The sequence below is a fragment of the Maridesulfovibrio salinus genome, assembly GCF_055394525.1.
This window is the reverse complement of sequence record NZ_AP042461.1, coordinates 1,121,133-1,147,024: the sequence shown is the minus strand read 5'-3', so window position 1 is coordinate 1,147,024 and position 25,892 is coordinate 1,121,133. Positions and strand designations below refer to the sequence as shown.

Annotated in this window: 17 protein-coding genes; 9 read left to right on the top strand and 8 right to left on the bottom strand. The window is 47.5% G+C overall.

From position 1 onward, the window contains the following. The first annotated feature begins 4 nt into the window (after nt 1–4). The 3 genes from ACZ5PW_RS05045 (at nt 5) to ACZ5PW_RS05035 (ending at nt 4,852) form a co-directional block, all read left to right on the top strand. Nucleotides 5–307, top strand: coding sequence for a late competence development ComFB family protein (locus ACZ5PW_RS05045; RefSeq protein ID WP_464558558.1), 303 nt, complete (start codon nt 5–7; stop codon nt 305–307). Between the two features lie 150 nt (nt 308–457). After that, a complete protein-coding gene (locus ACZ5PW_RS05040; protein ID WP_464558557.1) occupies nt 458–1,654 on the top strand; it encodes an efflux RND transporter periplasmic adaptor subunit in 1,197 nt (398 codons plus the stop codon). Between the two features lie 75 nt (nt 1,655–1,729). Next, nucleotides 1,730–4,852 (top strand): efflux RND transporter permease subunit, encoded by a 3,123-nt coding sequence (locus tag ACZ5PW_RS05035; RefSeq protein WP_464558555.1) that lies wholly within the window; start codon nt 1,730–1,732, stop codon nt 4,850–4,852. Nucleotides 4,853–5,087: 235 nt separating this feature from the next. Here ACZ5PW_RS05035 and ACZ5PW_RS05030 read toward each other — a convergent pair whose 3' ends face one another. The 5 genes from ACZ5PW_RS05030 to greA all read right to left on the bottom strand — a co-directional run bounded on the left by ACZ5PW_RS05030 (nt 5,088) and on the right by greA (nt 8,801). Beyond that, complete coding sequence (locus ACZ5PW_RS05030; protein WP_464558553.1) at nt 5,088–5,723, bottom strand: phosphatase PAP2 family protein; 636 nt, start codon at nt 5,721–5,723, stop codon at nt 5,088–5,090. Nucleotides 5,724–5,753: 30 nt separating this feature from the next. Next, nucleotides 5,754–6,896 carry a sensor histidine kinase gene (locus tag ACZ5PW_RS05025; RefSeq protein ID WP_464558551.1) on the bottom strand — a complete coding sequence of 381 codons (1,143 nt, stop codon included), beginning with the start codon at nt 6,894–6,896 and terminating at the stop codon, nt 5,754–5,756. A 26-nt stretch (nt 6,897–6,922) separates the two neighbouring features. Beyond that, complete coding sequence (locus ACZ5PW_RS05020) at nt 6,923–7,360, bottom strand: META domain-containing protein (RefSeq protein WP_464558549.1); 438 nt, start codon at nt 7,358–7,360, stop codon at nt 6,923–6,925. Nucleotides 7,361–7,441: 81 nt separating this feature from the next. Next, on the bottom strand, nt 7,442–8,194 hold the full coding sequence (locus ACZ5PW_RS05015) for a hypothetical protein (RefSeq protein WP_464558547.1): 753 nt from the start codon (nt 8,192–8,194) through the stop codon (nt 7,442–7,444). 124 nt (nt 8,195–8,318) lie between these two features. Beyond that, on the bottom strand, nt 8,319–8,801 hold the full coding sequence (gene greA, locus ACZ5PW_RS05010; RefSeq protein WP_464558545.1) for a transcription elongation factor GreA: 483 nt from the start codon (nt 8,799–8,801) through the stop codon (nt 8,319–8,321). Between the two features lie 387 nt (nt 8,802–9,188). On the opposite strand from greA, the gene ACZ5PW_RS05005 reads away from it, so the two are divergent. After that, nucleotides 9,189–10,379 carry an HD-GYP domain-containing protein gene (locus tag ACZ5PW_RS05005; protein ID WP_464558543.1) on the top strand — a complete coding sequence of 397 codons (1,191 nt, stop codon included), beginning with the start codon at nt 9,189–9,191 and terminating at the stop codon, nt 10,377–10,379. Between the two features lie 330 nt (nt 10,380–10,709). Here the strand turns inward: ACZ5PW_RS05005 and ACZ5PW_RS05000 are convergent, their stop codons facing one another. Further along, nucleotides 10,710–11,009: a hypothetical protein gene (locus tag ACZ5PW_RS05000; protein ID WP_464558541.1), complete on the bottom strand. Its 300-nt coding sequence runs from the start codon at nt 11,007–11,009 to the stop codon at nt 10,710–10,712. Nucleotides 11,010–11,968: 959 nt separating this feature from the next. On the opposite strand from ACZ5PW_RS05000, the gene ACZ5PW_RS04995 reads away from it, so the two are divergent. From ACZ5PW_RS04995 to ACZ5PW_RS04980, 4 genes are all read left to right on the top strand, one after another. Beyond that, nucleotides 11,969–13,105: a class II glutamine amidotransferase domain-containing protein gene (locus ACZ5PW_RS04995; RefSeq protein WP_464558539.1), complete on the top strand. Its 1,137-nt coding sequence runs from the start codon at nt 11,969–11,971 to the stop codon at nt 13,103–13,105. Beyond that, on the top strand, nt 13,069–14,703 hold the full coding sequence (locus ACZ5PW_RS04990; RefSeq protein WP_464558537.1) for a glutamate synthase-related protein: 1,635 nt from the start codon (nt 13,069–13,071) through the stop codon (nt 14,701–14,703). The genes ACZ5PW_RS04995 and ACZ5PW_RS04990 overlap by 37 nt, the downstream gene beginning before the upstream one ends. Before the next feature lie 29 nt (nt 14,704–14,732). Further along, nucleotides 14,733–17,060: an FAD-dependent oxidoreductase gene (locus ACZ5PW_RS04985; protein ID WP_464558535.1), complete on the top strand. Its 2,328-nt coding sequence runs from the start codon at nt 14,733–14,735 to the stop codon at nt 17,058–17,060. Nucleotides 17,061–17,229: 169 nt separating this feature from the next. Further along, the gene (locus ACZ5PW_RS04980; protein ID WP_464558533.1) at nt 17,230–17,718 is read left to right on the top strand and encodes an N-acetyltransferase family protein; all 489 of its coding nucleotides are present in this window, start codon (nt 17,230–17,232) and stop codon (nt 17,716–17,718) included. Nucleotides 17,719–17,927: 209 nt separating this feature from the next. Here ACZ5PW_RS04980 and ACZ5PW_RS04975 read toward each other — a convergent pair whose 3' ends face one another. Both ACZ5PW_RS04975 and ACZ5PW_RS04970 read right to left on the bottom strand, forming a co-directional pair. Next, nucleotides 17,928–18,842: a GGDEF domain-containing response regulator gene (locus ACZ5PW_RS04975; RefSeq protein ID WP_464558531.1), complete on the bottom strand. Its 915-nt coding sequence runs from the start codon at nt 18,840–18,842 to the stop codon at nt 17,928–17,930. A gap of 4 nt (nt 18,843–18,846) precedes the next feature. Then, complete coding sequence (locus tag ACZ5PW_RS04970; protein ID WP_464558529.1) at nt 18,847–23,499, bottom strand: PAS domain S-box protein; 4,653 nt, start codon at nt 23,497–23,499, stop codon at nt 18,847–18,849. 748 nt (nt 23,500–24,247) lie between these two features. Between ACZ5PW_RS04970 and ACZ5PW_RS04965 the strand changes: the two genes are divergently transcribed. Beyond that, entirely contained in the window at nt 24,248–25,867 is a 1,620-nt protein-coding gene (locus ACZ5PW_RS04965) for a sigma-54 interaction domain-containing protein (RefSeq protein ID WP_464558527.1), read from the top strand. The last annotated feature ends 25 nt before the right edge of the window (nt 25,868–25,892 follow it).

Below are 25,892 nucleotides of genomic sequence, written 5' to 3'. Positions count from 1 at the left end.
GATAATGCTGACACAGGAAGAACTTTTCGGTTCCGGCGATATTATAAATCTTGCGGAAGAAGCGGTTTATGAAGAATTGAAGGCTTTCATTGACAAAAAAGAAGTTGAATTCTGTCAATGTGACAAATGCCTCTTTGATATAGTCTGTGTTGTTCTTAATAACATCCCCAGTATGTACACCTCAAGTATTGCTGACCGCACCTACCCCTCCGATGAATTCAAAACGGGATTCCAACAACTCAGGGAAGCTGCGGCCGCGGAAATTCCAAAAGCAATAAGGAAAGTTAAAGACCGGCTTCACCACTAATAATATAAGCATTCAGCTAAAAATAATTTACTTTTTTTTGAAATAGGAATCGGCTAGAGTCATTTATTAACAAAATACGATGCATAAAAACCGTGAATTCATACATTTTATGTTCTTTGCGGTCATATTTAAAAAATCAAGGGGACTCGCATGGCTGAAATTCCGGTGAACAGACACAACTTGGCAACAACACCTCCCAGAATAATCACGGCAGCATTACTGCTGCTCACTCTTGCAGGGCTTTGCGGTTGTTTTGGAGAAGACAGCAAACAGAAACAACAGGCTCAGGCTGTACCTGTCAAAGTAATAAAAATAACGGAGCAACAGTTTCCGGTTATGGGAGAATATGTTGCCCAGATTGAAGCGCTGAAAACCGTTGAAATACGTTCAAGAGTCCAGGGGCACCTGAAAGAGCGGCATTTCGAAGAAGGGCAGAGAGTTAAGGAAGGACAGCTTCTATTTGTTATCGACCCCCGCCCTTATGAAGAAACATTGAAAAAAGCCCAGGCGGAACTTGCCAGCAGCAAGGCTTCCCTGAGCAAAGCATTAAAAGACTACAAAAGGTTTAAGGCCCTTTTTGAACAGGGAGCGGTCAGCCGCGAAGAATACGATTCAAAAATCACGGACAGGCAGGTGCTTGAAGCCAATGTAAGTAATGCCAAAGCACAGGTTGAACAGGCTAAAATTGACCTCGACTTCACTCATATACACGCCCCTATGGACGGAATTATCGGCAGGACCAAAGTCAACCCCGGAGCTCTGATTGCACAGGAAAGCACCGTGTTGGCAACAATTTCCGCAATCGATCCGGTTTATGTCAATTTCAGTATTCCTGAAAAAGAATATCTTGTAGCCATCAGAGACATGGAAGCCCGCCGCAAGGAAGGACGCCCGGCCAAACAGACAAATCTCCGCATTATCCTTGCCGATGGACATTATTACGAACATAACGGAACTTTCAACATGGCTGACAGGGCTGTTGATCCCTCAACCGGAACTCTTGGAATCAGGGCGGAATTCCCGAACCCGGAAAGAATCCTGCGCGATGGGCAGTATGCGAAAGTCGTAGCCTTATTGAAAGTTTATGATGACGCACTCGTAGTCCCGACCAGAGCTCTCCTTGATGTCCAGGGCCGCAAGTCTCTTCTGACTGTAGCAGCCAACGGAACCGTAGTGGAAAAACCCGTCAAGGTTGAATTCGCAAACGACCGTCAGGCCGTTATCGGTGATGGAATTACAGACAATACAATAATCATAGCTGATGGAGTCAACAAAATCAGACCGGGCACACTGGTCAAGCCACAGCTTGAGAATAAAGACGATACCGACACAGAACAGAAACAGTAATTGTATAATCATCTGTAAGAATCTCCCTGTTCAGGCAGGGAGATAACTTTTATCCAGCATCCACAGGAAACAGCTATGGTCAACTTCTTTATCGACAGACCCATTTTCTCCACAGTTATATCCATCATCATCACATTGGTAGGCCTGCTGAGTATTTTCACACTTCCGATCGCACAGTACCCGGAAATAGCTCCTCCGACAGTTCAGATTTCCACAGTCTACACCGGAGCAAGTGCCGAGGTAGTGGAGCAGACGGTCGCCGCACCAATAGAAGAACAAGTCAACGGAGCACAGGACATGCTCTATATGAACTCCATCAGTTCCAACGATGGCCGCATGGTTCTTAACGTTACCTTCGAACTTGGCCGGGACCTTGAACTGGCCACTGTGGATGTTCAGAACAGAGTGAGCCTTGCCACCCCCCAGCTTCCTGCCGAAGTCAACAAGTCAGGGGTTTCGGTAAAAAAGCAGTCCCCCAGCATGACCTGCGTTATCAGCCTGCTTTCACCGGACGGGACATTTGATTCTCTTTTCCTTAACAACTACGCCAAAATAAATCTGTTTGACGCTATCTCCCGTATCCCGGGAGTCGGCAGTGTTTCTCTTTTCGGAGATCAGGATTACGGCATGCGCATCTGGCTTGATCCAGACAAAATGGCCCGTATGAGCATAACCTCCGATGATGTCATAAAGGCTGTACAGGAGCAGAACCTTCAGGCTCCGGCAGGACAGGTCGGACAACCTCCGGCTTCAGCAGGCCAGCAGTTCCAGTTGACAGTAAGGGTAAAAGGAAGGCTCACCGAGCCAGAAGAATTCGGGAATATAATTGTAAAAGGCAATCCTGACGGCAGCAATGTCCGTATCCGTGATGTTGCCAGAGTTGAAATGGGGTCCAAGTCTTATTCCGCTTTCGGACGCCAGGGCAAGTCGGAAGCGGCAATGCTGCTGGTTTACCAGCTTCCCGGAGCAAACGCGCTGGACATCATGAAAAACGTCCGGACCACAATGAAGGATTTATCAGGATATTTTCCCGCGGGCATGAAATACGACATCCCCTACGACACTACACTGTTCGTTAGCGCGTCCATTGAAGAAGTTGTTCAGACTCTTTATGAGGCAATGGCACTGGTATTCATCGTGGTCTTCATTTTCCTGCAAAACCTGCGGGCCACAATTGTACCCATGATAGCCGTACCCGTTTCCCTGGTGGGAACTTTCGCCTTTTTTCAGGTTCTTGGTTTCTCCATCAACACCCTTACCCTTTTCGGTATGGTTCTGGCTATCGGTATTGTTGTTGATGATGCCATCGTTGTCGTAGAGGCCGTGCAGTCAAAAATAGATGAATTCGGTATGGATGCCAAAACCGCAACCAAGGAGGCCATGAGAGAAGTCTCTGGCCCGATTGTGGCGACCACGGCGGTTTTGATTGCTGTCTTTGTTCCTGTTGCCTTCATGGGCGGGATAACAGGCCAGCTGTATCAACAGTTCGCTCTGACCCTTGCGGTTTCAGTCGCCATTTCATCAGTCAACGCGCTGACCTTTTCTCCGGCTATGTCGGCCCTTCTGCTTAAACCGCAGAAGGACATGCGCGGACCGTTTGGCTGGTTCTTCAAAGTATTCAATAAGTACTTCGGCAAAGTTACCTCAGGTTATACTTCCGGAGTAAAACTGATCATCAGGAAGTCAGCCGTGGCTGTGGCTGTATTCGGTGTATTGATCTTCGGAACTTACACCCTTTTCTCGACTGTCCCTACAGGATTTGTTCCGAATGAGGATCAGGGGTACTTCATGATCAACGTACAGTTGCCTGAAGGAGCTTCCCTTGAAAGATCAGATGCGGTGGTAAATAAAGTTGAAGCCATTTTGAGAGATGAAGCAGGAATTGACGACTTTTTCGCCCTCGGCGGCTTCAACCTGATAACTGCGGCTTACTCCTCCTACACTTCCACATTGTTTGCCATCCTTGATCCGTGGGATGCACGAAAAGATCCTTCTCTGCACGTGAACGCTATTCTGCAAAAAGTTCAGAAAAAACTTATGGGAATTCAAGAAGCACGAATAATCTGCTTCAACCCGCCCCCGATTAACGGAATCGGCTCTACCGGAGGACTACAATTCGAGCTTCAGGACAAGTCTGGAGGAACGGTAGAAGAACTGGCCCAGGCCGCAGGAGACTATATTGCGGAGTTGAACAAGCGCCCTGAACTGATGAACATATTCACCACCTTCAGCGCTAATGTTCCTCAATTGTATGTGGACATCGACCGTGACAAAGTGCGTAAGCTTGGAATCCCCCTTAATGAAGTGTTCAGCGCTTTGCAGACCTTCCTTGGCGGATACTATATCAACGACTTCAATAAATACGGAAGAACATACAGAGTTATGGCGCAGGCGGATTCAGAATTCAGGACAACCCCTGAAGATGTTTCCCGATTCTATGTCCGCGGAGACGCCGGTAATATGGTTCCCCTGTCCACACTGCTCAATCAAAAGAAAATATACGGCCCGGAATACATTCAGCGTTACAATCTGTTCCGGACAATAGAAATCACGGCTACAACTGCTCCGGGCTACAGCACGGGACAGGGAATCGCCATAATGGAAGAAGTTGCGCGCAAAACTCTTCCCCGTGGTTACGGATTTGACTGGACCAACATAGCATATCAGGAAAAGAAATCCGGCGGTGAAATAGTCGTGATCTTCACCCTTGCGGTTCTGATGGTTTTTCTTGTGCTTGCTGCGCAGTACGAAAGCTGGATCATCCCGCTGGCTATTGTTTTTGCTGTCCCGTTAGGGGTATTCGGAGCCATATCCGGACAGTTTCTGCGGGGACTGGACAATAACGTCTATGCCCAGATAGGACTGATCATGCTTATCGGACTGGCGACTAAAAACGCAATTCTCATTGTCGAATTCGCCAAACAAAAATATGAACACGGAGAGTCTCTGGTCGAAGCGGCCGTTGATGCGGCCAAACTGCGCTTCAGACCTATTCTCATGACTTCCTTCGCCTTCATCCTCGGTGTTGTTCCACTCGTGATAGCGCAGGGCGCAGGCTCTGCCAGCCGACACGCACTGGGGACCTCCGTATTTTCGGGAATGATAGCCGCAACAATTCTCGGTGTGCTGTTTGTGCCCTTATTTTATGTTCTGCTGGTCAAGCTGCAACGCCGAAAAGGACACAGCAAAAGCGAATAAAGCAATAACAGCTAAATCAATATCCTGTTTAAAAAAAGACTGATGTCAGCCGCAGGAAGACCGAAAAGGAGCCAATGCACAAAGAGCGGGCTGATTTCAATCTACTGGAAAACACGACTCAATAGGCAGTTTACTAACAAAAAAGCCCGCGTATTAATCAATACGCGGGCTTTATTTTCCAGCATTATTTTAAAAAAACTTGCACACTCTTTTCTTTCAACAGTCAAATCTGTCCTTATTTGTTCTCGTCCACTGGAAACAAAAAATGAAAAGACCAGACAGCACAAACAATACCTATCAGACATCCGAACATAACATCAGAAGGATAATGCCTTCCAGCGACGACCCTGCTCACACCAACCAGGACTGCTAAAAAAATAGCCGGAAACCTCAAGCGAGGCAAAACAAGAGCAACTGCCGTGGCAACAGAGAAGGCCCGCAGAGTATGTCCCGAAGGAAAAGAATTCTGGATTCCTTTTCCAGAGAACCATGTGAACCCGTAGGAGCCGTCCTCAAAGAACAACGGTGGACGGCATCGCCCGAAAAACCATTTAAGCTCATCACCGATGAGCATTGCGGTCATGCTGGACATTCCAACCAAAAGAAGAGAGCGGGCTCTCATACTGAGCCCATAAGCAAGAGAATCCACAGCGCCTGCAATCAATACGGCAAAGGAAATAGTCTGAATAGCATGCTTTGGAGCAAGAAGACTGATGGCCTTAGCACCCGTAACCCAGAAAGTGCCTTTCAGTCCGTAAGCAGATTTGGCAATCTGCAGATCAAAAAAAAGGTAAAACGGTATAATCAGAAGCAGGACAAGCAAAATAGCGAGGGAACTGAAAAGAAAAAGAGTTCGCGACCTGTTAAGCATTTATTATCTCCGTTGAAACATGAATGAAACTTATCGATCCAAGTGCAGCTCAAGAGGAAGCTTTACATAGAAATTAGTACCTTCGTCAGGAGATGAATCGAACCAGGCACGCCCATTCAGATAATTTTCTGTAAACATCTTAACACTGTAGGTTCCGAGACCTCTTCCCTTTCCCTTGGTGGAGAAGGAGCGCTTGAAAATCTGATGGGCAATGGTAATGGGTATGGTTCCCTCGTTATTCACCGTAAACAAAGCAAATTCATCTTCACGGACGGCCTCAACAGTTACGGTCCCATCACCTGGAGATGCTTCCAAAGCGTTCTTGATAAGATTTTCAAGAATACGGTAAACAATGCGCTTGTCGGTTATGAGATTGAAATCCTCCGCCGTTATGGTCAAAGTAATATTCTTGTCGGAAACAAGCTGGCTTCCTGAAAAAAAAGCACACACGGATTCTACTATTTCAGCAGCGGAGAACTGTTCCGGACTGATTTCAAGCTGGTTACTTTCTGCGGAAACAAACAACCTGTGGGCATTGATTTCATTGGCCATGAACATGGCCCTGTCTATAACCATGGCCGCCAGCTCTTTTGTAGTATCCTTTATGGCTTCTTCCCTGAGCAGACTCCCTGCATTCATGATTCCGTTAACCGCATTCATCAGATCATGGAGGAATATTTTTTCCACAACTTCCTTGTTCTTACGGTCAGAAATATCTGTCAGATAAACTATAACAAAAATCTGTCCATCAATTTCCAAAGGTGCGGCAGTTACCTTGAAAATAAAAGAATTGACCATACCGTTGGACTCGGTAAGGAGATTGCATTCTTCATTACCGACACCCCCGCCTAGAGCCTCGATCAGAGAAATCATAGCTCCGCACTGGGCGCATGAGTTTGATTCACCACAACGGTGGTTCAGGGTATTACCGCAATTGAGCAACTCCCCGGGACGTTTCCCAAGCGCAATTCCTTCCAGGGAATCAACCAACAGGCTAGCCATGGCTTTGTTGTAAAGAACAACCTCCCTCTCACTGTTAACAACAAAAGCCACATGAGGGACCGAGTCAATAAGTCCGTCAGCAAATTTTGCCTTTAGCTGCTTATGCTGTTCACGGATATGGTCCGGACACTCCCTCAATTCCTGCAATTCTTTTTCAGAGATACTGCTCATAAATTCCCCGGCCAATGCGCCAGATTCTAATAGGAATCCGAAAAGATCATCTTGTGTCCGCCACCTTCCATATGAAGCAGGCCGCCTTTGCGATACATAGTCCTCACATTTTCAAGAGCCTGCATGAATTTGAACTCCTGAAGACTGATTGCCTTCGGGCAGGCCTTGCGGGTCATTGCCAGAGGCCCTGTGCTGAATTGGCTGTTCTCAATCCTGTAATGACCTCGGAAACTGTTGCACCCGCCTGAACCGTATATCTTTCCGTCACTGTCAAACCTGACCCAGATGTGCGCGAAATCGATTACACCCTGCCCGTCAATGTCTTCCAGTAACCATTTGGTATTTCTGGTAGTAGTAAAATCAGCCTCCGGGGAAGGAGAATGTGAAGCGCACCCTGACACAACAAGCAGTGTCACGATAAGAAAAGATAGAACAACTTTACTGTAACTCTTGGATAAACTCATTTTATTTCCTCCATTACTACCAGCTTAACCGCAACAGACAGAATTTGATAGAAAAAAATGGATAAGATGAGTTCTAAGAAGCTAAAGGCCGCAGAGCATAAAACCCAGAATCAGGCCGCATTTGTCTGCGCAGGAGGAATAGAATTGTCTGTGTGCCCTGGTGTGCGAGCGGTTTTCCCGCCCAAAATAAAACTCGGCTATAGACAGGGGAGTAAGGCCGTTAATAGCGGCATGGTTCAGAAGTTTTGGAGCACAGCAGTCTCCTGTACCTGTAGGAAGCCCCCCGGAGGTGGAGGCTATGTCCGGCATTTTTGCTGATTCTCCGCAGAAATTACGGACATCGTAAGAGCCATGGATTTTACGCATTAAAGCGCGGGACAGCTCCTTGCGCCTTTTCGCCAGACTACTGTATTCAGCAGATCCCTTGAGAAGACTCTGCATCTCTCTACCAAGTACCTTGATGTGCCGTTCTGTTTCATCTGTAAGCTTATGAAATTCAGCCTCATCAAGTATCGGAGAGACCCAGCCGGGAGCATTCCACCTGCCGTTGTACTGCCCTGAAAAAGCCCGGGCTGTACCTTTCTTGCCATGCTCATCAAGGTAGACCATGATGCCGAACATCTGTCCCCGGGCATCACCGAAAACATAATCTATACTGTAAACTTCATCCGCTTTTTCTTCCGGCAGGATAAAATCAATGCGTTTCTCACGCTCTAGCGTATCCATCAACTCCCCGCAGTACGGAACAGCATCCAGAGAACTCAGAGAGTGTACAGACTGGCATTTCAGGCAATACCCTGAGATTTTAAGGGAGGAATCCGTGAACTGCTTCATAGGGAACACCCTCGGTTTTGAAAAACGGGGACATGTCATACAGACACATCCCCGTTTAATATTTTCAATCACGCAAGAACCGATGGGCCCTGATCAACGTGTCGACGGAAAAAGTTGTACGTTATTAAGATACAACTCCATTAAAAGTTACAGACACAATGCCATATTCAATTTTACCCTTGGGTGCGTTGACCACAACCTCATCACCCTCCTGTTTACCAAGAAGAGCTTTACCCACAGGGGATTCAACTGAGATTATGCCTTTTTTGAAATCGCTCTCATCCGGTCCCATGATGGTATAGGTTTTTTCTGCTCCGGTCTCAATGTCTTCAAGCTCAACGGTAGCACCGAAAGTAACTTTACTGCCACCGAGTGTAGCCATGTCCACGACATTGAACAGAGGGATGCGGGACTCGATATAATTGATCTTCGCTTCAAGCATTCCCTGTCTTTCACGGGCGGCATGATAACCGCCGTTTTCCTTGAGGTCGCCCTCTTCCCGTGCTTCCGCAATGGCCCTGATTACTTCCGGGCGCTCTTTCTTGAGCTCTGCAAGCTCCTTTTTAATCTTTTCAAAACCTTCTTTAGAAATGGGGATATTGCTCATTTCATAAACCTCGAATAATTCCGTCGTTGTCAATAAAAATGCAGCCACTTACAAGACCGAGTCCTGAAAGTGAAGCTGCGATGTATACAGGGACAGCCATCCACCGGCTGCTTAAAGACCTGCCTAGAACATCCTTGACACTTGGTCAAGTCGCCTATGGAACCTGTTTTTCAGGTATTGCCGTTGGTAGTTATTCGTGAGGCAGGAAAGATATTTTAAGACCCTGTAAAAATAAGTCAAGAACATGTTACAGCAAAAAATCATTTTATCTTCTTTCCTGTTTATTAATCTTTCAGAGGTATGAAATTATACTGGATTTAGGTGTTGTCTAAGCGTAAAAGAGATGCGCAATATTTGCTATATAATAGATTAAGCAGGTGAATGACAGTGGAAGATAACATAAAAGCTATTAAAAAAAAGGACCTTAAGCCCGGAATGTTTGTTCGCGGCTACGGGGTGGGAACGTTTAAGGATCCTTTTGTTGAAGTTGATAAGTTTATCGAGTCGTATGAAGATATAGCCAAATATCTCCCGGATGACACCGCTCAGGTCGAAATCCTTACTGATACATTTCTACCTGAATTGCCCAAAAAGAATACTGATAGATATAAAAGTGCTTCCGACTCGGCCCGGGAACTGGAGAAGGCCCTGCCACATGCCAGAGAAGTCCATGAGGAAGCCCTGAATTATGCCCGTAAATTCATAGATGATGTCAAAAACGGCAAAAGAATAGAAGTTGATGAAGCAGTGCCCATGATAGGTAGTGTTATTGACAGTATTTCCTCAAACGAACCGGCAGCACTGACCCTTGCCTTTCTCAAAAGATACGATGAATACACTTACACCCATTGCATAAACGTCAATCTTTACTCGCTGCTGCTTGGCAAATCCCTCGGCCTTGACCGGAAAAGACTCGAAAAACTGGGTATTGCCGCCATGTTTCATGATGTTGGAAAAGGCCGCATTCCCAATGAAGTTCTCAACAAGCCCGGAAAACTCTCTGAAGATGAATTTGAAATCATGAAAGGACATTCCATGCAGGGATTGAACGTTCTCAAAGAAGTCAAAGGGCTGGACCTGTCCATCCTGCGTGGTGTTGTCGAGCATCATGAACGGTATGACGGCAACGGCTATCCGCGAAAACTTAAGGGAGAAAGCATTCACCCTTTCGCCAGAATAATCGCCATTGCAGATGTATATGACGCTCTTACGAGTGTTCGTGTATACAAAAAAGCCATGTCCCCCTCCAAGACCCTCAGTCTTATGTATAAATGGAGCGGATCTGATTTTGACAAAAAATTCCTGAACCGGTTCATAAGGTTAATGGGCATTTACCCTCCCGGCACACTGGTTCAACTGGATGACCAGCGTTATGCTCTGGTCCTTGAAACCAACGAGAGCTCCCCTCTAAAACCCAAGGTCAAAATTATGTTCAACCGCAGACTGAAGCCTGTTGAGCCTGAGTGCATTGACCTCGCCACCTTTAATAATGACGGAATCAATCTCAAAATCCAGCGCCACCCTGATCCCGAAGAACTTGGCTTGAACATGGAACAGTTTTCCCGGTTTCTGATCTGAGGTGTTGGCCGACAGTTTTTTCTTAGATCTCAGCAAAAAGGATGCAAGACCGGGCCTGACTGCCAATCGGCGTGAAGCTATTTCACCCCGCTCTTAAGCCGCCCGATAAAACCGGTCTAGCCCCCCACTCAATACTATGACAACTTACCCGGAACAGAAAACCCGGATCAGAAAAATAATTACGACAATCATACTTCTGGCGGTTTAGAAAATCACCAGCAAGGCTGGGTTTTCTGAGAGTCGCCCTGAAACTGCCTCTTTCTGAGAGAGAGCCCACCGGACACCAAAAACGATATTCTGATACAGCAACTGCCCCCCACAAGACTTACCCTAGAGAACAAACTCCATTTCCGAAAAAATCTTCTCCTCGTCATAAAGGCCCGGATAGTCATCCACAACCTTCTGCATCGCTGAAAAATACTCATCCCATCCATAGACCTCTGCAACTTTTTTCTTGTCAACAAAGATCTTGAAGGTCAAACCCTTGGGGCATTTGGTCATATTTAACTCCAGTACCCCGGCGTTCGTACTCTCCAGCCATACCGCCGACCACGAAGTTCGGTCTCCTTCTGTTTTTTTATATTTCTCGAAATAGGCTTCAAACACCCTTTTAATCTCACTTGAATCCATACTAATTCACACTCCCTCTATTCATTTAACAATAATTATTTCCATCATGAGAATCAGCAACACCGGACGGTCCTCTTCCGCCGAGACACAAAGAAAACAACCATAACCATCCTGACACTATTGAAATGTTTTTGGAAGTGCCCAAACTCATAATTAGCAAACGGAATAATACATTCTTGTAGTTTTCGACCAAACTGAAATATATTTTTTACAATTTTGCAATTTTACACACTCATTTCATTTTTCAACCGAAAGCCAATCAGCCCTAAACGGATTATTATGCTGATTCAAAGTTTCTAATTTGCGGCTAAACAGCCATTTTATGCGTGTTATCATCTGCCTACAGACTAACTTCACAAACCACATTTGATAATTTTGATCACTTTTTGTCATACAGGATACAGAACTGTCCATGCACCCTTAAAGCAATCATCAGTGGGACTAACAACGCACCAAATAATGACTAAAAACATATAAAAACAAATACTTATGCAGAACAAACAAAACCATACTTTCTTCCTGCCACAATGCTTAAAACCGCACAAAAATCTGCCCCCATGAGATTCTAAAGGGTATTACAACCCGCAAAAAACTTCATTTTCGTATTTTTGTTTGCCAAAATTGTTTTTTTCTGCCATTGTGGCTTTCCTGAATCGCTCTAATCGTAAAAAAGCAAACACAACAAACCTGCTTTCGATTCAATTTCAGATCACTGAAAAACTGTTGTGCCTGATTTGAGAGGTGAAAAAACTCAAAAATCCAAAAAACACCCGGCACAGATTAATCAATTCGAAACCTGCAGATTAGAGCAAAGGTGGCTGATACATCTTTCTTATAGAACACGTCAGCGGCCTGCCCTTAAGATTGCCGGACCGAAAATTCTTTCGGAAACCACCTGCCAACCGCTACGGGCCCGCTGCACTGTGTTTAACCTTATAATCATGGAGTGAGCAGACAATATGTGCCGTTTATTTGCGCTTACCAGTCGCGACCCTATTTCACCCATGCTCGCCATCAATGCCCTCAACACCATGAAAGAAGGGCATGACGGTTCCGGCGTGGGGCTCTGTCTCAGAGGACTTGGCGGTCGTTTTGAAGAGGAACTGCAGGGCTGCCCCATCCTGTCCGGCATTTTTACCGAAGCAGGCCTGCGAAGACTTGAACAATATGCCATGGACCATGGCTTCAAGTCTCAGTACAGCATTCTTTACACCCCCGAGACCGAACCGCCGGAAGGCACTCCGGTTCGAGGCACATACGCTGCAATAGCATACAAGGTTCCCAGAGGCTGGAATGAGCTTACTCCCGAACAGCAGGGACAGAAACTTGTTCAAATGCGTCTGGACCTCAGACGAATGGGTGAAGAAGAAGGCGATATCATGGTCTTCTCATTCTGGCCCGATACTATCATTGTTAAAGAAGTAGGCGATCCCCTTGAAATAGGCGAATGGCTCCAGCTTGGCGCAAACCGCAACCTCTATGCCCGCCGCATCATGGCCCAGGGCCGCCAGAACACCAACTACGCCATCAACCTCTACGCCTGCCACCCCTTCTTTATTGAAGGAGTAGCCTCCATGACCAACGGCGAAAACACGGCTTTTATCCCCATCAAGGAATATCTGCAGTCCAGAGGAGTAACCGGATATCAGGGCTATCAGTCCGATTCCGAAGTCTTCACTCACATAGCTCACTATACGACCAAAAGACTGGGGCTCGACATAAGAGCCTACAAGCACGTCATCACTCCGCTTATGGATCACGAAATGGCGGACCACCCGGACCGGGAATTCCTGGCCACTCTCAAAAGGTCCTGCCGTAAGATGATCATTGACGGACCGAACTGTATCATCGGAACCCTTGATGACGGTTCCATGTTCATGGTTCAGGACCGTAAAAAGCTTCGTCCCGGCATAGTGGGCGGTAAAGACGGCATCTATGCCTTCTCTTCCGAAGTCTGCGGCATTGACGCCGTCATCCCGGATCGCGACAGATCCAAAGACTTCCAGCCCATGCACCTCGATACAGTAATCGTCGGACCCGACTGCAAGGAGATAAACACATGCTCACAGAAAGACCAATTACCCCGTCAACTTTAGGCGTTAAAGACCTGAACTGGCAGATCGAGTGGGACAAGGATCTCTGTACCCAGTGCGGTCGCTGCACTTCAGTCTGCCCGGTCAACGCGATAGAACTCGGCGTACACCGCAAGCGTGAGATCATTACTCCCGCCGGCCTGCGCAACAAAGCCGAGAACAAATATTCCATTTTTTACGGTATCCGCCAGAAAACCGATCCCGCATATGCGTGTATCGGCTGCTCCATGTGCAACATGGTCTGTCCCAACAACGCCATCGGTCCCAAGCGGGAAGAAGGGTCCACCACCCAGAAATTCCACAACGACCGAGGCGGACAGCCCCGCACCAGAGGTGGACGCCGCAACTCCGGTGAATCCCTGCTGGACCAGATCAAATTCATGCGTATCTCCATGCTCACCGACCCCGCACTTGACGCAGGTCGCCATGAGTTCCGTCTGAATACCCTGCTGGGCCGTGTGCAGTCTCCCGAAGAAAGTCTCAAAACCTATCAGGAACACGGCTGGAAACCTCCGGTTCGCGAAATCTATCCCCTTGTTATCGGCGGCATGTCCTTCGGTGCCATGTCTCCCAACATGTGGGAAGGGTTGCAGATGGGTGTGGCCTACCTCAACGAAGAGTTGAACATGCCCGTGCGTATCAGCACCGGTGAGGGTGGATGCCCTCCCAGACTGCTGCGCTCTCGTTTTCTGAAATACGTTATCCTCCAGATCGCATCCGGTTATTTCGGCTGGGACGAAATCATCCATGCAATCCCCGAGATGAAAGTTGATCCCTGTGCCATCGAAATCAAATACGGTCAGGGCGCCAAGCCCGGTGATGGCGGACTGCTGATGTGGTACAAGGTTAACAAGCTCATTGCTGCTATTCGCGGTGTCCCCGAACGAGTAAGCCTGCCCAGCCCCCCGACCCACCAGACTCAGTATTCTATTGAGGAATCAGTAGCAAAGATGATCCAGTCCATGAGTATGGCCTGGGGCTTCAGGGTTCCGGTATATCCCAAGATTTCCGCATCCTCCACTTCACTTGCGGTTCTCAACAACCTGACCCGTAACCCTTATGCAGCAGGTCTTGCCATTGATGGTGAAGATGGTGGAACCGGTGCGGCGTACAATGTTTCCATGAACCACATGGGGCATCCCATCGCCAGCAACCTGCGCGACTGTTACAACGCTCTGGTTACTACCGGTAAACAGAACGAACTGCCCCTCATTGCGGGTGGTGGTATCGGTAAATCAGGCAACCTCGCTGCCAACGCCGCTGCGCTGATCATGCTTGGTGCAAGTGCGGTTCAGGTCGGTAAATACGTAATGCAGGCCGGAGCAGGATGCCTCGGCTCCGAAAAGGATCGCTGCAACGTATGTAACATCGGCGTTTGTCCCAAGGGCATCACCTCTCAGGACCCCAGACTTTACCGTCGCCTTGATCCTGAGAAAGTAGCCGAAAGGGTTGTTGATTTCTATCTGAGCTTTGACACTGAGATCAAAAAGATTATTGCCCCTCTGGGCCGCTCCACCTCACTGCCTATCGGCATGGCGGACGCGCTTGGTATCAGTGACCGTGCCGCTGCTGACAGACTCGGCATCAAGTACGTGGTTTAACAGAAGCTCACGATATACGGAGATATAAAATGTCTACAGAAAAAGTATGCATCAGCGGTCTCGAAGAAGGCGCCCGTATTGAATCCCGCATTCTTGAAGAAAGGATTCAAAAAGCGGTTGCCGATGGAGCCCGCAGACTTGAAATAGATGCCATGGGCCAACACGGCATTGGCGGACGACTCTGGATTTCCAAAGAAGAACCCATTGAAATTGATGTCATCGGAACTTCCGGTCAGCGTCTCGGATCCAAGGGTTTCCCCGGAACAGTGATCAACGTTCACGGTTCTGTATCCGATGACGTGGGCTGGCTCAATGCCGGTGCTGAAATCATTGTCAACGGCAATGCTTCCAACGGCGCGTGTAACGCCATGGCTCAGGGTAAAGTCATAGTCAACGGCGACATCGGCGCCCGCGGCATGACCATGACCAAAACAAACCCGCGTTTCGAACCGCCCGAGCTCTGGGTCCTCGGATCAGTCGGTGACTACTTCGCTGAATTCATGGCCGGCGGAACCGCCGTGGTCTGCGGCTTCGAACCCCAGAACTCTGAAAATGTTCTCGGCTTTCGCCCCTGTGTAGGTATGGTTGGCGGACGCATTTTTGTCCGCGGCCCTCATGGAGAATTCTCTACCGCAGATGCTATCCTTGAGCCCATCTCCGATACTGACTGGGAATGGCTTACAGCCAACCTGAAAGAGAACCTTGCCAAAATAGGACGCTCTGAAATTTACGAATCTCTCGTAAACAGAAAAGAATGGCAGCTAATCCGTGCCAAGTCCCCCTTTGAAAAAACCGGCAAGAAGCGCCTTTCCATGTCTGAATTCCGGGCAAAAGTTTGGGATGATGAACTCGGACAGGGCGGACTTATCGGCGACCTTACCGATCTTGACCGCAGCCCCATTCCGCTTATCACCCATGGAGAACTCCGACGCTTTGTTCCCGTATGGGAAAACCGCAAGTATCAGGCTCCATGCCAGTCATCATGTCCGACAGGAATGCCGGTACAGAAACGCTGGCAGCTGGTCCGCGACGGTCTAGTTGATGAAGCCGTGGATCTTGCTCTTGCCTACACCCCTTTTCCGGCAACAGTCTGCGGCTACCTTTGCCCCAACCTGTGTATGGACGGCTGTACCCGTGGCGTAAAAGAGCTTGCTTCAATTGATATAACCAAACTTGGACGCGAAGGTGTAAAGAGCCCCGCTCCCGAACTGCCACCTCTTTCCGGTAAAAAAGTTGCCGTTATCGGCGGCGGTCCGGCCGGTATTTCCGTAGCATGGCAGATCCGCCGCAAAGGACACGAAGCGGTAGTATTCGACATGGCTGAAAAACTTGGTGGTAAGATCACCTCCGCCATTCCTTCCAGCCGTATCCCCAAAGAAGTCCTTGATACCGAACTTGACCGTGTAGCCAAGGTTATTCCGCATGTTCACATGCAGAAAAAACTCACCGCCGATGACTTTGCAGAGCTTCGCCAGAATCACGATGCCGTTGTGCTGGCAATCGGTGCGCAGAAACCGCGCATCATTCCTCTGCCCGGGCATGAACGCATCACCCCGGCCCTTGATTTTCTCAAGGACGCCATGAAAGGCAAAGCGGAAGTGGGCGAGCGCGTGGTAATCATCGGCGCCGGTAACGTAGGCTGTGATGTCGCGACAGAATGTTCACGCCTTGGGGCAAAGGATATCCTGCTTATTGATATCCAGAAGCCCGCAGCTTTCGGTAAAGAAAGAGAAGAAGCAGAACATGTCGGAGCTAAATTCCGCTATCCCTGCTTCACTCAGGAAGTAACTGAAGAGGGTGTTGTTCTCAAATCCGGCGAGGTTCTCCCTGCTGATACTGTTATCATGTCCATTGGAGACACTCCGGACATTGAATTCCTTCCCGACACTATCGCGCTTGACCGCGGACACATTGTGGTAAACGAAGATTTCCAGACCACAGAACCCGGTGTTTACGCTATCGGAGACGCTGTCCGCCCCGGACTGCTGACCCATGCGATAGGACATGGAAGGCACGCAGCGGAAACCCTGGACGAAATATTCACCGGGAAACGTCCCGAAGCGAATCCCAAGGAAGTCATCGACTACAGCCGCATGACCCTTGAATACTTCGATCCCAGATTGACAGAATTCGGAGACATGCAGACCTGCGCTCAGGAATGCTCTTCCTGCGGCTCCTGCCGTGACTGCGGACTCTGTGAAACCGTCTGCCCTCAGGGAGCTATTTCCCGCAAGGGACTTGCGGGCAAAGACTTCGAGATGGTCTGTGATTCAAGCAAATGCATCGGCTGCGGTTTCTGCGCCAATGTCTGTCCCTGCGGAATCTGGAACATAGTGGAAAACAGCCCTCTGGGTTAATCATACAGTCTTGAAGATTCAGAGCCCCCGGATGGACCGGTGGTCTCTGATGGATTCTTAAGATAGGCAAGGCCGTCGGATTTTCCGGCGGCCTTATCTTTTTGTGGACAGAGTAAGGAGGAATAACCGAGTATCAGGACGGTAAACAGGAATTCAGGAGATTGGTAGAATGAGATACGCCCGTTACGAAGATCTTAGCCGGATAGTAGAAATTTACAATGAAGCTGTTCCCACAAGACTTGCGACTGCAGATACAGAAAAAGTTTCATTGGAATCCAAAAAACAATGGTTCGAAAATCATACCCGGGAAAAGCATCCTACAATGGTCTATGAGGATGAAGGGCAGGTTCTTGGCTGGGTAAGCTTTGAACCCTTCTACGGACGCCCCGCATATGCACAAACTGCAGAAATAAGTATCTACTTAGCTCAGGATTGCTGCTCAAAGGGCCTTGGATCCAAACTACTTGGCGAGGCAATCAAGCTTGCGCCGGATCTAAAAATTAAAAGTCTGGTCGGATATATCTTTTCCCACAACAAACCCAGTTTGGGATTATTTAGAAAATTCGGATTTGAGGAATGGGGGAAACTGCCCGATATAGCTGTGATGGACGGACAAAAATTCAGCCTTTCGATTCTGGGGCTCCATCTGAATCAATAAATAGCACCAGGCAAATGAAAAACGAAACTCCGGAACAAAAGCTCAAACGGCTTACAACTGCATCTTTTATACTGTCAGACAATAATGCAGCATGGGCTCATTGGTAAGTAAAGAGAAGGTACATCTTCATGAGTGCCTCCTACCGAGCGCACAGCCTATACACAGGCTAAAGGCCGATTCATTCGTGGAGCACTTGGGAAATACAGACCCTACAGAGTAAGATCTGTCCACAAAACCTGATTACGTCCTCTGCGCTTGGCTTCGTAAAGCATGGAATCAGCGGCAACAGTCATATCCTGAGGGACAGAACCGGTAGAAGGAAATACCGTAACACCTCCGAGACTGGCGGTAATAACATTCCCTGCCGATGAATATTCATGCGGGATGCCCAATTCAGAGATCACAACCCGTATTTTCTCAGCAAGGAAATGTCCCCCTGACGCATCCGTCTGCGGAAGCAGTATAACAAATTCTTCGCCCCCGAATCGGGCAGCCATATCCCCCGGTCTACGGGCCTCGTCCATCAGGACATCGGCAACCTTTTTGAGTACATCGTCCCCCGCAGTATGCCCGTAGTTGTCATTGTACTGCTTGAAGCAGTCCACATCCATCATCGCCAGTGAAATTACCTCTCCTGACCTCTGGCAACGACGCCACTCATTTTCAAGGGCCATCTCAAAACTTCTGCGGTTGGGCATCTCCGTAAGACCGTCAAGATTGGCAAGAGCTTCCAGGAGTTTTCTTTGACGCGCAATAGTCAGATGATTCTTTACCCGTGCTTTCACGATAGGAGGATGAAAAGGCTTACGTATGTAGTCCACAGCGCCCATTTCCAGCCCGCGGGCTTCATCCTGTTTTGAATCCAGTGCGGTTATGAAAATTACCGGGATATCCTTGCTGTGATCATTTGCCTTTATTTTGCGCAACACTTCATAGCCGTCAACTTCAGGCATAATTACATCAAGCAGCACCAGATCAGGAGGATTATCCGAATTGATCCGGTCAAGAGCCTGATTGCCATTCTTTGCCAGAATAACTTTATAGTCCTGACGCAGCAGATCGGAAAGGACATTCAGATTCAATCTTTCATCATCAACAACAAGTATTCTAGATCGTTCTTCCATTATTCTATCCATCTGACAGGTTGATCCCCAGTTCGGTTGCAATTTTACCCAAAACAGCACAGCCTTCGTCAAAATCATAATTATCAATATGTTCAGTCAACTCTTCCATCAGTTCCTCAACCCCGCCGGGATCGAAGTAAGACCTGAATTCCTCAAAAACATCATAAGATTCCGCATCTCCCTCACGTAACATATTATGCATTTTATTCATGAGGCTGACGCTCTTCTCCCTGTTGAACTCCCGGTCCGTTCGCAACTTATCATTAAGGTTATCAATTTTCCGCAAACCTTCAATTATCATTTGCAATTCTGCTGAAAAAAGCCTGAAGTCTGACTTAAAGGTTTCAATGTCACCTTCTCTCAGATCACTTTCCAGAATTCGGCATAGCTCATACAGTCCCGAAGCGCCGATATTTCCGGCCACTCCTTTCAATGAATGCAGCCGGACTGCAGCATCCGCGAAACGAGAATATCTCGACATTTCTTCTATAGCATCCTCGAAACCTTCATAATCTTTTCTGAATCCACGTAGGAGCCTCAGATAACTTTTCAGATTACCGCCAATATTGAGCAAACCTTGATCACTATTGATTCCCGGAACTTCCGGCAACCGTCCTTGAATTTCAATCTCCGGACCGTACGCAGGAAGAAAATCAATATCCGAATTGCCGGAAAATCTTTGCAGAACCCTCTGAAGCTCTTCGGGGCTGATAGGTTTGGTCAGGTGCTCATTCATACCGGCTTCCAGACTTTTTTCACGGTCTCCGCGCATAGCGTGAGCTGTCATGGCTATAATCGGTAATTCCTTATAGCGATCATCCGAGCGAATCAATCTTGTCGCTGTCAGTCCATCCATCTCAGGCATCTGGATATCCATGAAAACAACATCGTACTTTTTAGCCCATAGAGCTTCCAGAGCCTTGCGACCATTCTCCGCAACATCAACCCGGGCCCCGAACCCTTCCAGAAGGGTTTTGGCTACCTGCTGGTTAAGCTTATTGTCTTCTACCAGAAGAATCATCTGAGAATACTTCCTGCTGATATTGATGTGCTCAGAGGAGCCTTCATCTATTCCTTCGGGGCCAGCATCTCCTTTTTTCATCCCAAACTCATTGGACAGGGCCTCATACAGGGAAAGGCGGGTTACGGGCTTGGACAGAAAAGCATCCACCCCCTTGATAGCCGCTCTCTTTCTAAAACTCTCATCGGCATCTACAGGGACCATCAGAATGACCGGCATGTCAGAAAATTCCCTGCTCTCCCTGATTATGGAAACCGCCTCCATCCCACCCAGCCCGGTCATCCTGCAATCCATGAAGACAAGGTTGAAATCATTCCCGGCTTCACGTGCATCCTTTAAAGCACTTATCGCACTGAGAGCAGAGGACTTAGAGCTCACATCAAAGGAAAGTCCTTTAAGTGTGGATACTAAAAACTCTTTTGTCAGCAGACTGTCATCCACGACAAGAATCTTCTTGCCACGGGAGGAAGGCGGCAGAACCAGCCGAGCTTCTTTTTCAACAACTTTAAAGGCAATGGAAAAAGAGAAACGGCTGCCGCGCCCTGGGTTGCTCTGAACAGAAACCTGCCCACCCATCTGGCTCACCAGACTGTTGGTAATCGCCAGTCCAAGTCCTGTACCTCCATATTTACGGGTGGTGGAAGCGTCCGCCTGAGTGAAAGAACTGAAAAGACTGTTAAGCTCATCCGCATTCAAACCGATTCCGCTATCCTTAACAACAAAACCTATTTCAGCCTTTTCAGTAAAATCTCCGGGACAGGACACAAGCAGCGCGACCTCTCCCTCACCTGTGAATTTAACAGCGTTGTTAACCAGATTTGTCAGAACCTGTTCAAGACGCAGAGGATCACCAATAACCCTGTGCGGGACCTCCCGGTCAACGGCCAAGACAAAGTCGATACCCTTCTTCTCGGCCTTAACCGCCACCATATTACAAATCTTGCCAAGCACTTCATCAAGCTCGAACTCAACTTCCTCCAGTACAAATTTACCGGCCTCTATTTTGGAAAAATCCAAAATATCATCAATGATCGACAGAAGAGAATCAGCTGAGGAAAGCATCTTATCAAGATAGTCCCTCTGGCTGGAGTCAAGTTCAGACCCCTCAAGCAGACTTCCGAATCCGACAATACTGTTCATGGGGGTCCGGATCTCGTGGCTCATGTTGGCGAGAAATTCGGATTTGGCTCTGGTGGCAGCCTCCGCTGCGATTCTGGCCCGCTGCAGCTCCTGCTCCACCCTTCTGCGTTCGGTGACATCACGCATGCACTCAATTGCTCCGACAACTCTTCCGGTATCATCCTTCAGGGGACCGGCGACCCCCCATAAATAAGCACCCTTTCCCGACAATGAACTCGGGGTATAAACCTCCCCGTAAAGTATACTCCCCTTAACCTCCACAGACTCATACCGCCCGGCGGAAAGATCACTCCCTCCACTCAAAGCGCTGTCTATCAATATGGGCCTTCGTTCATTATAAAACGGCAAGGCATAAGCGTAGTCGCCTTTACCTATTATATCATCCTTACTGACCCCGGTGATTTCCTCGATAGCCTTATTCCAGGCAACCACTATTCCATCAGAGTCAATAACCATGGTCGGGTCGGGCAGAAACTCAATGATATCATTCAAACGATGATAGGAGGCCTGAAGTTCCTTTTCAGCCACCCTGCGATCAGTTACGTCCCTGAAACTCCACACCCGCCCCACAATATCTCTGCCTATCCGTTGCGGATTAGAGTATCTTTCGATAATCCGGCCATCATGCAAAATCAGTTCGTCCATCTGGCCCGCATCAGATTCAAGAGAAAAATTCCAAAGGCTGCTGAGACTTGAATCTCCAGAACTGACCTGATCAGCTATAAAACCGAACACATCGGAAACGATTCCTGACCTCAGATCAAATTCCGAAAGATTCCACATCGTGGCAAGACGACTGTTCCAGGCCACCACCCTGCCGTATCCGTCTACGGCAAGAATGCCGTCCGCAGAAGACTCAATGGTGGCCGTAAGCAATGAAACAGAACGCTCAATCTCTTCCTGAACCCTGCTCTGTTCGGTGATATCACTGATAGTCCCCTGCATGAAAATCTCTCCACCGACCTCAAGTTTCCTTACCCGCACCCGCGCAAGAAAATCCTCGCCGTCGAGCCGCCTGAAGAGCATCTCGTAATCGAGTCCACCAGTTTTGAGAACTTTCTCTATTTTATCTTCGAAAATCTCCATGGAGTTTTGTCCTCCGGGCTGAACCGGAGGCATAAACGTGGCGGGATTATAAGTAAGCAACTCTTTTTCTGAACTGCAGCGGAACATGGCTACTGCCTCGGGATTGGCACTTACCATTTTCCTGTTGAGATCCATAAGAAGAATCGCGTCACTGGCATAATCAAAAAGAGCCCTGTACTTGATCTCCCTTTCTATAAGGGCGGCCTCACGCACCTTTCTTTCAGTGATATCCCTCAGTACGACATGGAAGATCTCTCTATCACTGTAGCTTATGGGAGTAATAAGAATTTCCACCGGAAACGATTCACCGTCTTTATTTCTGGCAAGCCATTCAAACCGGGCCCGGCCACTATCCCTCACTTCTTCAGATATATGTGAAACCATATCTTTGGAAGGAGTCCCGTCCGCCTGCAAATCGGGGGACAGCTCCATGGGAGAAAGCCCAAGCATTTCCTCCTTGGAATCCATACCCATCAACTCCAATGCAGCGGCATTGCAGTCAACCACCCTTTGATTTTCAAGCAGCACACTCGCATCCGCCGAATCCTCAAAAAGACTTCTGAAGCGCTCTTCACTTTCCTCAAGAGCTCTGGTCTTACTCCTCCCCTGCTCAAGAAGATGCACCCTTTCAAGGGCCAGTCCGATATAAGATGAAATAAAAACAAGCACATCCAGATCATCTTTATCCAGTCTAACCTTTTTATCATAGGTCTGAACTGCTATAACCCCAACAGTCTCGCCTTCAAGTTTGAGAGGAGCCCCAATCCAGCACTCCGACTCATTCCCGATAAGTTCGTAGTTACCCTTAGCTGCTAATTTTTTTCGCGCTTTTTTATCCAGATACAGCGGGGTTCCGGTGCGAATCACATGGTCGGTCAGTCCTGCCCCCATCTTTCTCGGTTCAGGGTATGATTCTTTCTCATCCGAAAAGTATGGATAGCTGACGATCCCTTTTTTGAGGTCATATGAAGCGATAAAGAGATTATGCGCAGCCATAAGACTGTTGATCTGACTGTGTACAAAGGAATAAAACTCTTCAATGCCCGAAACTCCAGTTATGGCGAGAGCAATCCTGTTCAACACACCATGTACTTTTTCCATTCTTCTCCGCCGCGAAACCTCAAGGCTGAGGGAACTGTTCAGCCTCGTAAGTTTCCTGTTCCATAAAAAAACCAATAGAACAGCGAGAAGCAGCAGACCTGTCACTTGAACAAACAACCTGAAATCTTCCTCAGGCGAAAATTCATTATGGGCATAGGATGAAACAGATGATGGTTTTACGACTTCAGCGGCAGCGGAAGTGAGACCAACAGGCAGGGAATATTGAGAAGCGCTCACGCCACCCAGAATAAGATTGCAGGATGCAATGCAGCACACCAACATTTTTTTTAATGTCGATCCCAAAGACATATTCCCTCCGGTACAGAACTTTTACAGCAGCAAAAGCGTAATTAACACCTGCATAAGAAGAGCTCAAGATGCCAGATATAAAATATATTCATGAAACCGTATACTTCTCCGGCTGCATTGAGTTGCCCAGCCAAAGACAGGTTCCGACGGGATCAAAACGAGCTTAACGTGAAGAAAGCAGAGCAAAACAACAGCACTACCAGCTTAAATCAGAAAAATCGCACCAACTTAAAATTCCAATGGAATAAAAACAAACCACTGGAAACCAAAATACACACCGATTCAAAACATTCCATTTCAACCACTTACACATAAATGGAAACAAAAAATTCCAAAACAGGACTTCACTAATTCGCAAAAAAAAGATATTCACAATTACAGATCAAAAACACGCACCAAACAACAAAGACAACTCTCTGTTATATCAGTGCTTTTTAATAAAAAAACATTTTATCAATATATCCCGATTATGGTACGCATCCTGCTTCACCTCAATTAAGATATTTTTACATCTGCTCATACAACAGAAAAGACCATGCAATGAACAAGTCACTCAACACAAAGAAGCAGGGCCGAGCTATTCTTTTTCAAATACTAAAAAAAAGATACACGAGTGCATGTCGCAAATTACATCTTCCATTATACCCAAAACCCCAAATCATCTATGATAGATTGTTAGCACATATAATCAGCACAACTTTTCCGGACATGAAACATTCTATTTAACCCTATAGCAAAAAAGAGCGCTATGGTTGAAAGCAAAAAATTCAAACTTCTGTTTAAGGACCGGATCGGGATTGTCTTCGACATCACCCAGCTGATGTTGAAACACGAGCTCAATATAATCTGCATGGAGGTTGAGCAAAAGGAAGGATATGCTCAGATTTCAGTCGAGATAGACGGTAATGAGAAAATTGAAGCCGAGGAAATGCTGCGGCTATTCTCCACCCTTCCCGGAATTGAAAGCCAGACTGAACTTAAGAGACTCCCCCAGGAGAAAAGAGAAAAATGGTTCCGCATCCTTTTTGACGGAATGAGTGAAGGTATCGTTTCCGTAAATTCCAAGGGCATTATCAATACCGCAAACAGTGTCGCCTGCCACATTCTTAACATACCCTACGAAAATCTCGTCAACACCTATGTTGGTGAAATAACGCCTAAAAACAACCTCCTTCTTGAATGTATGCAGAAGAGAATACCCATCAGCAGGAGAAAAACAGCGCTAACAGACACCGGGCGTGTCGACTTCTACGGTTCAGCCAAACCCATTCACAACTCTTCAGGAGAGTTTGTCGGCGCCGTTCTGCTCATGAAAGACCTAAAGGAAGTCAAAGCCATGGTAGATGCGGTAATGACTCCGATCGAAATCAAGTTTGATGATTTCATAGGCGACAGCAAAGCGGTCAAAAACCTTATCACCTTCGCCAAAAGAATTGCGGAGCTGGATACGATTGTTTCCATTACCGGTGAAAGCGGAACCGGAAAAGAACTCTTTGCCCGCGGCATCCACTATGAAAGCGGCAGGCCCGGACCGTTCATCCCCATCAACTGCGCAGCCCTCCCGGAACAACTGATTGAAAGTGAACTTTTCGGCTATATTGACGGTGCGTTCACAGGGGCAAGAAAAAAAGGCAAGCCCGGGCTATTTGAAGCAGCCCAGAATGGCACTATTTTTCTGGACGAGATAGGAGACATGCCACCCGGACCTCAGGCCAAGATACTCCGCGTGTTGCAGGATGGTTTTGTGAGAAGAATCGGTGGTGTGGAAGAGATCCCGGTCAATGCAAGGGTTATCACTGCAACCAATAAGAACTTAGGTGATATGGTTGCAGAAGGGGATTTCCGCGAAGACCTCTTTTACAGAATCAATGTCCTCAATATCCAGATCCCGCCCTTACGCGAAAGACTCTCCGATGTTCCACTCATGGCCACCATGTTTCTCAACCAGTTCAACCAGAAATTACAGAAAATGGAGCAGACAATAAGTCCAAGCGCTATGGAAAAACTCTGTAATTACAGCTGGCCGGGCAACGTCCGTGAACTGCAGAATGTAATTGAACGGGCATCAATTATCAGTGATTCAAACGAAATCCCAGCCGAAGCAATTCATCTCGATGCAAAGCCGCTCTGCTGCACTAAACAGTGCCAGCAGACAATAGATGATAAGGAAGACGGTTCACTGAAGGATCTGGTGGGCAACTATGAAATGAAAATTCTTCTGGACGCTCTGAACTCCACGTCCAGCATTCGTAAGGCAGCTAAAAAGCTTAATATATCTCACACCGCACTCATAAAGAAAATTGAAAAGCACAACCTTAGACACGAAAGCAACAAATCCCCCTGGCAATCATCTATGCTTCTTAATTGAAGCTGAAAGCGATTCAACTAAATTA

What these genes read in the sequence shown, in the direction of transcription:
- ACZ5PW_RS05045 (WP_464558558.1), top strand. Translation starts at nt 5, where the DNA reads ATGCTGACACAGGAAGAACTTTTCGGTTCCGGCGATATTATAAATCTT.
- ACZ5PW_RS05040 (WP_464558557.1), top strand. Translation starts at nt 458, where the DNA reads ATGGCTGAAATTCCGGTGAACAGACACAACTTGGCAACAACACCTCCC.
- ACZ5PW_RS05035 (WP_464558555.1), top strand. Translation starts at nt 1,730, where the DNA reads ATGGTCAACTTCTTTATCGACAGACCCATTTTCTCCACAGTTATATCC.
- ACZ5PW_RS05030 (WP_464558553.1), bottom strand. Translation starts at nt 5,723, where the DNA reads ATGCTTAACAGGTCGCGAACTCTTTTTCTTTTCAGTTCCCTCGCTATT.
- ACZ5PW_RS05025 (WP_464558551.1), bottom strand. Translation starts at nt 6,896, where the DNA reads ATGAGCAGTATCTCTGAAAAAGAATTGCAGGAATTGAGGGAGTGTCCG.
- ACZ5PW_RS05020 (WP_464558549.1), bottom strand. Translation starts at nt 7,360, where the DNA reads ATGAGTTTATCCAAGAGTTACAGTAAAGTTGTTCTATCTTTTCTTATC.
- ACZ5PW_RS05015 (WP_464558547.1), bottom strand. Translation starts at nt 8,194, where the DNA reads ATGAAGCAGTTCACGGATTCCTCCCTTAAAATCTCAGGGTATTGCCTG.
- greA (WP_464558545.1), bottom strand. Translation starts at nt 8,801, where the DNA reads ATGAGCAATATCCCCATTTCTAAAGAAGGTTTTGAAAAGATTAAAAAG.
- ACZ5PW_RS05000 (WP_464558541.1), bottom strand. Translation starts at nt 11,009, where the DNA reads ATGGATTCAAGTGAGATTAAAAGGGTGTTTGAAGCCTATTTCGAGAAA.
- ACZ5PW_RS04995 (WP_464558539.1), top strand. Translation starts at nt 11,969, where the DNA reads ATGTGCCGTTTATTTGCGCTTACCAGTCGCGACCCTATTTCACCCATG.
- ACZ5PW_RS04990 (WP_464558537.1), top strand. Translation starts at nt 13,069, where the DNA reads ATGCTCACAGAAAGACCAATTACCCCGTCAACTTTAGGCGTTAAAGAC.
- ACZ5PW_RS04985 (WP_464558535.1), top strand. Translation starts at nt 14,733, where the DNA reads ATGTCTACAGAAAAAGTATGCATCAGCGGTCTCGAAGAAGGCGCCCGT.
- ACZ5PW_RS04980 (WP_464558533.1), top strand. Translation starts at nt 17,230, where the DNA reads ATGAGATACGCCCGTTACGAAGATCTTAGCCGGATAGTAGAAATTTAC.
- ACZ5PW_RS04975 (WP_464558531.1), bottom strand. Translation starts at nt 18,842, where the DNA reads ATGGAAGAACGATCTAGAATACTTGTTGTTGATGATGAAAGATTGAAT.
- ACZ5PW_RS04970 (WP_464558529.1), bottom strand. Translation starts at nt 23,499, where the DNA reads ATGTCTTTGGGATCGACATTAAAAAAAATGTTGGTGTGCTGCATTGCA.
- ACZ5PW_RS04965 (WP_464558527.1), top strand. Translation starts at nt 24,248, where the DNA reads ATGGTTGAAAGCAAAAAATTCAAACTTCTGTTTAAGGACCGGATCGGG.